The organism is Dysgonomonas sp. Marseille-Q5470, assembly GCF_951230145.1.
GTDB lineage: Bacteria > Bacteroidota > Bacteroidia > Bacteroidales > Dysgonomonadaceae > Dysgonomonas.
This window is the reverse complement of record NZ_CATNVE010000005.1, coordinates 238,783-247,353: the sequence shown is the minus strand read 5'-3', so window position 1 is coordinate 247,353 and position 8,571 is coordinate 238,783. Positions and strand designations below refer to the sequence as shown.

The 8,571-nt window shown below is 28.9% G+C and carries 9 protein-coding genes, 1 tRNA gene and 1 pseudogene; 9 read left to right on the top strand and 2 right to left on the bottom strand.

What is annotated here, in order from left to right; translation table 11 throughout:
- Together QOX35_RS11120 and QOX35_RS11115 are read left to right on the top strand one after the other, a co-directional pair.
- A pseudogene (locus QOX35_RS11120) lies at positions 1-875 on the top strand (hypothetical protein); the annotation flags it as partial.
- 22 nt (positions 876-897) lie between these two features.
- Positions 898-1,224 carry a hypothetical protein gene (locus QOX35_RS11115; protein WP_283686944.1) on the top strand — a complete coding sequence of 109 codons (327 nt, stop codon included), beginning with the start codon at positions 898-900 and terminating at the stop codon, positions 1,222-1,224.
- A 190-nt stretch (positions 1,225-1,414) separates the two neighbouring features.
- Here the strand turns inward: QOX35_RS11115 and QOX35_RS11110 are convergent, their stop codons facing one another.
- Both QOX35_RS11110 and QOX35_RS11105 read right to left on the bottom strand, forming a co-directional pair.
- Positions 1,415-1,669, bottom strand: coding sequence for a hypothetical protein (locus tag QOX35_RS11110; protein WP_283686943.1), 255 nt, complete (start codon positions 1,667-1,669; stop codon positions 1,415-1,417).
- Positions 1,670-1,714: 45 nt separating this feature from the next.
- The gene (locus tag QOX35_RS11105; protein ID WP_283686942.1) at positions 1,715-2,992 is read right to left on the bottom strand and encodes an AbiH family protein; all 1,278 of its coding nucleotides are present in this window, start codon (positions 2,990-2,992) and stop codon (positions 1,715-1,717) included.
- A gap of 708 nt (positions 2,993-3,700) precedes the next feature.
- Here QOX35_RS11105 and QOX35_RS11100 point away from each other — a divergent pair.
- The 7 genes from QOX35_RS11100 to QOX35_RS11070 all read left to right on the top strand — a co-directional run bounded on the left by QOX35_RS11100 (position 3,701) and on the right by QOX35_RS11070 (position 8,502).
- Complete coding sequence (locus QOX35_RS11100; RefSeq protein ID WP_283686941.1) at positions 3,701-4,198, top strand: hypothetical protein; 498 nt, start codon at positions 3,701-3,703, stop codon at positions 4,196-4,198.
- A gap of 27 nt (positions 4,199-4,225) precedes the next feature.
- Entirely contained in the window at positions 4,226-4,615 is a 390-nt protein-coding gene (locus QOX35_RS11095) for a hypothetical protein (RefSeq protein ID WP_283686940.1), read from the top strand.
- A 221-nt stretch (positions 4,616-4,836) separates the two neighbouring features.
- Positions 4,837-4,910: transfer RNA gene (locus QOX35_RS11090), tRNA-Ile, on the top strand.
- 112 nt (positions 4,911-5,022) lie between these two features.
- A complete protein-coding gene (locus QOX35_RS11085; RefSeq protein ID WP_283686939.1) occupies positions 5,023-6,222 on the top strand; it encodes a site-specific integrase in 1,200 nt (399 codons plus the stop codon).
- Between the two features lie 75 nt (positions 6,223-6,297).
- Complete coding sequence (locus QOX35_RS11080) at positions 6,298-6,555, top strand: hypothetical protein (protein ID WP_283686938.1); 258 nt, start codon at positions 6,298-6,300, stop codon at positions 6,553-6,555.
- Positions 6,556-6,566: 11 nt separating this feature from the next.
- Positions 6,567-7,133 (top strand): hypothetical protein, encoded by a 567-nt coding sequence (locus QOX35_RS11075; RefSeq protein WP_283686937.1) that lies wholly within the window; start codon positions 6,567-6,569, stop codon positions 7,131-7,133.
- 55 nt (positions 7,134-7,188) lie between these two features.
- Complete coding sequence (locus tag QOX35_RS11070) at positions 7,189-8,502, top strand: transglycosylase domain-containing protein (RefSeq protein ID WP_283686936.1); 1,314 nt, start codon at positions 7,189-7,191, stop codon at positions 8,500-8,502.
- Positions 8,503-8,571: the final 69 nt, after the last annotated feature.

Below are 8,571 nucleotides of genomic sequence, written 5' to 3'. Positions count from 1 at the left end.
ATTCACTTACTCATATAACAAATATCAATACTCACTTTAAGGTAAAAACAGGAAGTGATATAGACCGAGTAATAGAGATAGGCAAGGGTTATTATGATGAATTAAAACAAGATTTGGAAAAAGCAACAGACGATATAACAAAAGAAGCTATAACTAAACATATACAATCTACACCATATACAGAACTGTTAGATCAAAACGGAAATATTAATTACTTTTCTCAGGATAATCTATATAATGAAGAACGGGTAAAAGGCTATTATTCAAATCCTGAATTATTGATACAAGCTTATAAAGGCACAGGACATTTTAATGTGACTGAAATTGTAAATAATTCTCCTTTTACTTTCGATACGGATTATTTCCAAATGAAAAATGTGCCAACAAAAGACAAGAGAAAGCATATTGTTATGTCATTGGAAGAGCTTCTTAAGCAAAAAGAAATTAATCCTGTTTTTGACTTAAAAGCTCCTAGAGAATTAATCAAACAAGTTGAAATTACGTCTACCGAAAGAGGTGAGTTTATAGTAGAGTGTTTTGATTATCTGGGTAAAGAGAGAATAGAGGAAATTGGCTATACAAGTCCCAAAAAATTAGGAGAAGCACTAATAAAATCTAAGTCTAAGCGAAAAGTTATAGATTTATTCCATGTAATACAGGATGAAATACGGAAAACTCATGACATTGGAATCGAACTTACAAAGAATGAAGCGAAAGAGCTTATTTCAGATATCTATAAAGACAATGGTATAGAACTGAAAGTAATACAGGATACAATAAAGATTTTTTGTAAAGTAAGTGAGAATAATTCAAAATCCCCTTCTACATATACAATTAAAGGGTTTAAATCAGAACTAGATATTAATTCCTTGTAATTTAAGCTAAAAAAGAAATATTATGCAAGAAAACATGTTTCAATCTGATAACACTTTTATTCTACCAGATCAGGGTAACAAGATTACAGAAAATGATATTAAAAAGAATCAGTTAAGAATAACAGTGGCATTTAAGAAATACTTTCCAAAAGGCAATGATATACTTCAATTTGAGTATAATAGCGAAATATGCAATGTGCTGTTTACTAATAGAGATAGTCTAGAGAAGAATCGAAGCCATATCTTAAAATTAGGAAAGACTCTAATGCAAAAACTAAATCTCAACTCTAATTCGCGTGTAAGAATTACAGTATTAAGAAACAAATGCTACAAAATAGAGGTCGTTTGACATTTTCCGAATGAAGGTTCTAGTCGGAGAAAATTAATATAGACGTTTGTAAAAGACAAAAAAAAAACACTGTTTTCGAAAATCATTGTTTTATAATGAAAATCGACTTGAAAAGATAATAATGTAAAATGAAAGCCACTAACACATCAATGCCAGTGGCTTAATTATTCCAAATTAAAATGATATATTTTCAATCTATTTGTAAAAAATAAACTTTCTCTTCATAAGGAAAGAAGTGAGAATAATCATTAAAGCGTCTGTTATTAATAATATTCTTGCTTATTAAGTTGTCTGTGTAAACTGATTTACCATCAAATTGCGTTAGTTTATAATAGGTTTTTCCATTAAACACACTTGCCTCAAAAGCAACATAAACAGAGCCTGTATTCTGAGAATTAATCTCATATTTGGCTATAGTCTTAAACCTTAAATTTACATTATCCATAGTTTCAACATAAAATATTTAGATAAATATATAAAAAAAACTCTTTCACATTAATTCTGTTTTTATTTTCCCAATCAATGGTTCACAATACATTTTATTTACGACTTTTTCCCTCATAAGAGATTTTATACTAAAATTTCTAGATATATTTCTTGTAATGTCGCTATAATTGTCTGTGCCATTCTCTCTTTTATAGTAAAACGGTTTTATAGAGACACAATTTTCATTTTCAAATAGTGTATTTAACAAAGTTCTATCAGAGTTTCCACAAGAATGACCAAATACAAAAATTTGATATTTATCAGAATTTATAAAACTTAGTAACCTTTTATAGTTATCGGTATCTAAATACCTGATAGATTTTATATTTTCTAGAAATTCATTATCAATTAGATTTTCAATTTCTGCATATTCCTTACCGATTTCGTCTCCATAACCAAAGATAATAGGATTGTTTTTGCTATTTAATTCCCCATGAATATGAATAATTTCGGAGTCGTTATTGGTATATAGATTTTCTAAATTAGTATAGTTAAAATTTAGGAATAGAATTTCATTAGGTACAAAATCAAAACATTTATTGACGAAATATTCATCTATTAGAGAATTCTTTAATTCATGTAATGTGTAATTCTTTAGTTCGCCTATCTGTTTAATAGTCTTAGTTGATATCTGTATTTCATTTGGATCACACTGCCCATAATTCTCTATTTTAAAATATTCTTTCTCGGCAAAGTCCTGAACTCCTATATCTGTAAAATCTTTAATTCTGAATTTAGAGTATACTATTGATTCTATATTACGATCAGGTTCTATTTTATTATCAGAAATAATACGGGTAAGATAAGTTTCTAATTCATTTTTAATTTTACAGAAATCCTCATTTAGTTTTTTAATATCTTGATAAAAATAATCAGCCCCCTCTTTTCTATCTATAAAAGAATAAAGGAACTTATAATACGCATCCTCTATATCAACCCAATTTTTCGCGCCAGAGTGTCTTGATATTGTTTCTAAAAACTTATTTTTAAAGACGAGATTTACTTTAGCTCCTGTCCCCATACTACCTTTAAAACGTTTTATTTGTTCTTCTAATTTATTAATTGAATATTCAGAACTAAGACAAGGCATCCCAGAGGTAATATATGCCAAATCATACATATCTGTTTCAAACGTAATATGCTCATTATCAAACTTATTACATCGATACTCTTCAACTTTAACTAAAAAATATTCCCAAAAACTACAAATAAATGAATTGTAACTTGTTGGTAAGCCATGTGCTAAATCAAATCCATTTCCGATAAGAATAATTCTATTCATATAGTCTTCTGTTTTATACAAATGTAATGAATGTATTGAAATAATTTTAACAAATATACACGCAATAAAATGACCTTATCTAAAAAAATCCCCCTCCCCTTAAATAAAAAGTAACTTTATATATAAACAAGGGTCTAGTCACCCTTAAAACCCCCGCAAAGTTCGATAAGAAAAAGAATGCTTTAAACACGCACAACGGCGCAGTAAAAAACAATCGGAGTCCCAAGAGAAAATCTATTTCCGTGAAACCCGATTTATTAAAGTTCAATATATAACTTCTTGATTGTACTTTAAATCAGATTGTTTTACGGATAAAGCAGAATAAAAATAAAACACCTCTTTTTCAAAAATTTTCAATCCAACTATTTGTAACTGAAACGCTTTTATTTAACTTTGTCCCAACTCCTATTTATCAAAGTGTTGATATTGGAGAGACATATTAGTGAAAGCATAAAAGCATTATTCTTGATTTGAAAATCTCGACAATTTTTAGCCATCAGGGAATAATAGCAACTCGCTTTCATGTCATTTGGAATGTATAAACCTATTTGGTATTATATAAGATAATGGCATGAGGCGGTTGTCTATTTATCTTGAATGGCAGGGAGTCGAGACCCTTCAAATCAGGTATTTGGCAATCGTTCTCATGCTTTTTTATTTAATCGTCTTTTGAGGAGAACGGAAAGACATAATTTATATAATACTATTATGAAAAAATTATTCATTGGTTTATTATTTGGAGTTGGTATTAGCCAGATATCAATGGCTCAAACTTACACAGTACGTGTATATGATATGACTCCTAAGTATGCGACTTACACCACACAAGAAACACCTACAGTTAAATTGCCTGAATCAAAACAGACAACAAATACTTATGCTGATTACCTAGAAGAACAAATCAGAATCAGACGTTTACAAGCCGAATTGAGAGAACTTGAAAAACAAGAACGACAAAGACTAGATCCCGTAAGAGAAAATGCTCAAACAGAGCCAAATAAACAAACATCAACTAACGATCAATCAGGGAAACATGCAGTATATGACTCTTCTCCATTGTATGATATACCCGATTTGCAAAAAGGGAAAGGATTGAGAACTTCAAAAAGTGGTTATGTAACCATAATTAATAAACACAACGATAACTTTTTCTTTGTGGAAATGGACGGAGTCAAAGGCTATTTGTGGAAAGGTTGGTTAAAGTAATAAGTTTTACAAATATATCTTATAGGAATGGTATTTACAGATATATATTTATCGCTAGTCTGGCATACTATATTTAGCATTATAGTGGCTTTGACTCTTGTTTGGATTTTTGAAAAATGGTGGGTTATAATTATTGCTATTGCCTATTTTTTCTTTGCTCCGTATGGACATGAAGAAGAAATTAGAAATTGTCAAACAGTAAATGGGTATACCGTATCGATCATTGTTAAATTTAAAGAGCCTATTCTTAAGTTCTTATGGACAAATCCAACAGATGTACAAGTTACAGCTATAAATGGTCTGCAACATAAGATAAAACTTAGTAAAAGCTTAAGTAAAAGAGTATATGATGCAACGGTATTTGAAGGGGGTTTTAGCGAAAATGGTAAGTCTAATACTTTATTGTTAATATTATAATTTGGTGCAATCAAAAAAACGAAATAGAATATACGGCAAGCATGAAATATTGTTTGCCGTTTTTAATAGAGATAATTTAAATTAGTATTAATCAATCTTGATTTAACGAAGTGAGTTAAACCGTGAGTTAAACCGCAGGGTTTTAACAACTGTAACTACAGGTTAATAAACCATCTAAAGTGCTATATATAAGACGATTTCGGGATAACCTCCGAAAATCAGGTCCTATAGCTCAGTTGGTTAGAGCATCTGACTCATAATCAGGGGGTCCCTGGTTCAAGCCCAGGTGGGACCACTTAAGAATAAAAGAGTTACAGTAGAAACTGTAACTCTTTTATCGTTTTAATACCCTTGTTTTAGTAGTGTTTCAATGGGTTTTGTAAACCAACTGTAAACCAGAAATTGACATGAGTTGTACAGTTAATGTATTGTGTTACAAATCTAAAACACTTTTAAATGGAGAGCATCCTTTAATGGTTTGTATATCAAAAGAAAGTAAAAGGAAATATCTTAGTTTAGGAGTGTCTATACTACCTCAACATTGGGATGCTGAAAAGAACAGACCTAAAAGAAACTGCCCTAATAAAGACCTTATCCAGAAGCTTATTAATGAGAAGATAAATCTCTACACTGAACATATATTAGACCTTAATGCTACTCGCAGAGAGTTTACAATAGCTAATCTGATAGACAAGGTTAATGGTGTATCAAATAAATGCACAGTTCAACAATTATTCGATATACACATTGTAGAATTAAGACAGCAGGGAAGATTAAAATATGCATCGACCTTCAAAGAGCTCAATAACTCCTTAATAGAGTTTAATCATCATTTAGATATACTTTTCTCAGATATTGATACTGCTTGGCTAAAGAATTATGAAGTTTGGTTAAGACGTAGAGGTTTAGCAGAAAATTCAATTGGGGTTAGATTTAGAACCTTTAGAGCCATTTATAATAGGGCTATTGAAGATAATATAGTCAAACAAGAATATTACCCTTTCAGGTGTTTTAAGGTCGCGAAATTACATACAGAAACCATAAAGAGAGCCATAACAAAAAGTGAGATAGAAAAGATAATAAGCTATCAAAGTGATAATAAATACACAAGGCTTGCAATAGATCTATTCTATTTTTCTTACTTGTGTGCAGGAATAAATTTTAAAGATATTGCCTATCTAACGAGGAATAATATAGTTGATAATAGACTTATTTATACCCGAAAAAAGACTAAAAAACTCATCAAAGTTCCATTGCAAGCAAGGGTTTTAAATATCATACAAAAATATGAGGGAGAAACTGATATGTATTTATTCCCTATCTTATCAAAAATGCATGAAACAGATATACAACAGGCTAATAGATTACATAAGGTAATGGCTAAGATCAATAAAAATCTGAAAATAATAGGAAAAGAATTAAAGTTACCAATCAGCTTGACAACATACGTTGCAAGACATACATATGCCACAGTTTTAAAACGTTCTGGTGTGAATACTTCTATTATAAGTGAATCTCTAGGGCATAGTTCAGAGAAAGTAACTCAAATTTATTTAGATAGTTTTGAGAATAGTAAGATTGATGAAGCCATGAAGAATTTATTATGATAAGAAAAAATCTGTATAATAAATATTTATATATATTTTATTATAAATTTACATAAATCTTAATTATAGTTTCTTATGAAAGTTTTTTTAAAAAATACTACAACATTAATTTCAGCAATTATTGTACTCATTTTATCTATGGCTTGGTTTGTATATGATTCAGGATTTGAACCTCTTGTTGGTATAGTTACATCTATTACTGCTATAATATTGTCATTATTTTTTAGAGATAAAAAGGATAATAATGATTCGGTAAAAATAATTAATGGTGAAAATATTAATACTGGAAATATAACAACAAAGAGTGGAAATGTAAAAATTGGAAATAATTAATATTCTTTAGTATGACAGAAATAGATAGTAGTAAGAATGTGAATAGTGGGTCAATTAATGCAGATGGAAATGTTTCTATTGGAGATAGGTACAAGCAGATATATAACATATTTAAAAAGAATTCCCAAGGAATAGACTCAATGAATATATTTCTTCCAGAAGGATTTTTGAACACTTTACCTTCAATAAAATATTATGCATATAAGAAAGCCCAACCTCTTTGGGATTCTGGTATAACATCAAATATGATAGAGGGAAATAGTATTGTTATAGATAAATTATTACAGATATATTTAGACTTAGTTGAATTAGTCGAAAAAGATGATTCTATAAATGGTGTTCCCGTAAGAGATTATTATGAGAATAAAATTAGAAAATATTCAGATTATGTTCATGATGCTATAGATAAAGATGCAGGAAATATGCAGATAATATTATCTGGAGGAGAAATAATTGATATTATTCAAGATTGTATTGTTTATATAGTAAAAGAATGTACAGCGAATAGCTATTTTTCAAAATGGTTAGATAGTTGGAATAGTTATGAAGAAGAACTCCATAAAAGATTAAATTTATAACGCACTGAAAAATATTTTATACTAAAATAATATTTACTAATTTGATAATGAATATATGACGCCTTTAAGAGAGCAATATTATCCTACATATAAATGTAAAAACAGAGATATTCTTTTGCTGGAATTCGAAGAAGCTCAAAAAATAGCAAATGGACAGTCTAATATATATAGCCATCTAACGAGTATATTGTTAGGTGTTCTTACTATACTAATCCCCCTTTTTTTAGATCATATTGGAGAAAACAAATTTGTGAATTATATTGATAAATATTCTGTTGAATTAGCTCTGTTGATTTTTGCTTCTGGCTTTTTATTATTAAGGCACTTTGTAGAATTACAGAAAACAATAACAATAAATGCAAAGAAAGTCGTTACTCTTAGAACGATGCTAGGTCTTGATTATGGGTCTATTCATTTGACATTGCCAAACTCAAGAGTTGAAGGGGCTAGTAATCCTTTTACTATAAGATATTTTAAGGGGTGGCTTAAATTTGAGTCAACACCATTTTGGATATTGTTAATTGGAGTTAATCTTATATGGTATTTAGCAACAAAAAATAAAGATATATATATAATATCAACTCCTTTTGAAAACGATTTTAGCATTACAATACCATGGATTTCAGGGAATATATTTATTTCAATAATTTATTTATACTTCTTCAGAACATATCTAAATGAAAGGCATGAAACAAATTTTTTAAATATAGTAGATATTTTAGCTTCAATATTTGGATTGAAGCTGATAAGAAATTTTGAATATATTTTATATCGAGCAAAGCTGTCTTATATCGAATTGGAACGATTGAATATTGATTGCTCTTTTTTAAAACAAATTCTGATTGATGTAGAAGAACAAAATTTTTATAAAAACAAAAAGGGGTTTTCATTAAAATCTCTAATAAGAGGAATGATAAGTCAAGTCCCAATATTTAGAACAAGGTATAAATACATAAAAAGTGGAGGTTCTACAATTACTATGCAACTGGTTCGAACTTTATTCATCCCGATGAATCAAAATTCTTTTAAGAGAAAATTATTTGAAATACTCTTTTCCATATGGTTAGCAAATCAATTTAGTAAAGACGATATTTTAAAATTATATATAGTATCTGTTCGATATGAAAGGGGGATAATTGGTCTACCTGCGGCTATAAACCATTTTTTGGGGCACAAGATAAATAATTTGAAATTATCAGAGGAAGAAAGTTTTTTTCTAGTAGAAAGATTATCAAATACTTCGTCAACTGTTAATAACGAGCGTATAGACTATTTAAAGAGGAGAGTTTCAGTAAAACTAAATAACGAGAAGTTAAATAGACTATATGAAACAAGAGTTGAAATAGGTTTACTAAGCTTTAAGGCTTAATTAAACCCTATCAATAATTTTATTGATATCTTACAATTTGTATCTAATGTCCTTATTTATTATTTATTT

Coding starts and splice junctions, on each gene's coding strand:
- QOX35_RS11095 (WP_283686940.1), top strand. CDS start 4,226: ATGGTATTTACAGATATATATTTATCGCTAGTCTGGCATACTATATTT.
- QOX35_RS11115 (WP_283686944.1), top strand. CDS start 898: ATGCAAGAAAACATGTTTCAATCTGATAACACTTTTATTCTACCAGAT.
- QOX35_RS11070 (WP_283686936.1), top strand. CDS start 7,189: ATGACGCCTTTAAGAGAGCAATATTATCCTACATATAAATGTAAAAAC.
- QOX35_RS11110 (WP_283686943.1), bottom strand. CDS start 1,669: ATGGATAATGTAAATTTAAGGTTTAAGACTATAGCCAAATATGAGATT.
- QOX35_RS11085 (WP_283686939.1), top strand. CDS start 5,023: ATGAGTTGTACAGTTAATGTATTGTGTTACAAATCTAAAACACTTTTA.
- QOX35_RS11100 (WP_283686941.1), top strand. CDS start 3,701: ATGAAAAAATTATTCATTGGTTTATTATTTGGAGTTGGTATTAGCCAG.
- QOX35_RS11075 (WP_283686937.1), top strand. CDS start 6,567: ATGACAGAAATAGATAGTAGTAAGAATGTGAATAGTGGGTCAATTAAT.
- QOX35_RS11080 (WP_283686938.1), top strand. CDS start 6,298: ATGAAAGTTTTTTTAAAAAATACTACAACATTAATTTCAGCAATTATT.
- QOX35_RS11105 (WP_283686942.1), bottom strand. CDS start 2,992: ATGAATAGAATTATTCTTATCGGAAATGGATTTGATTTAGCACATGGC.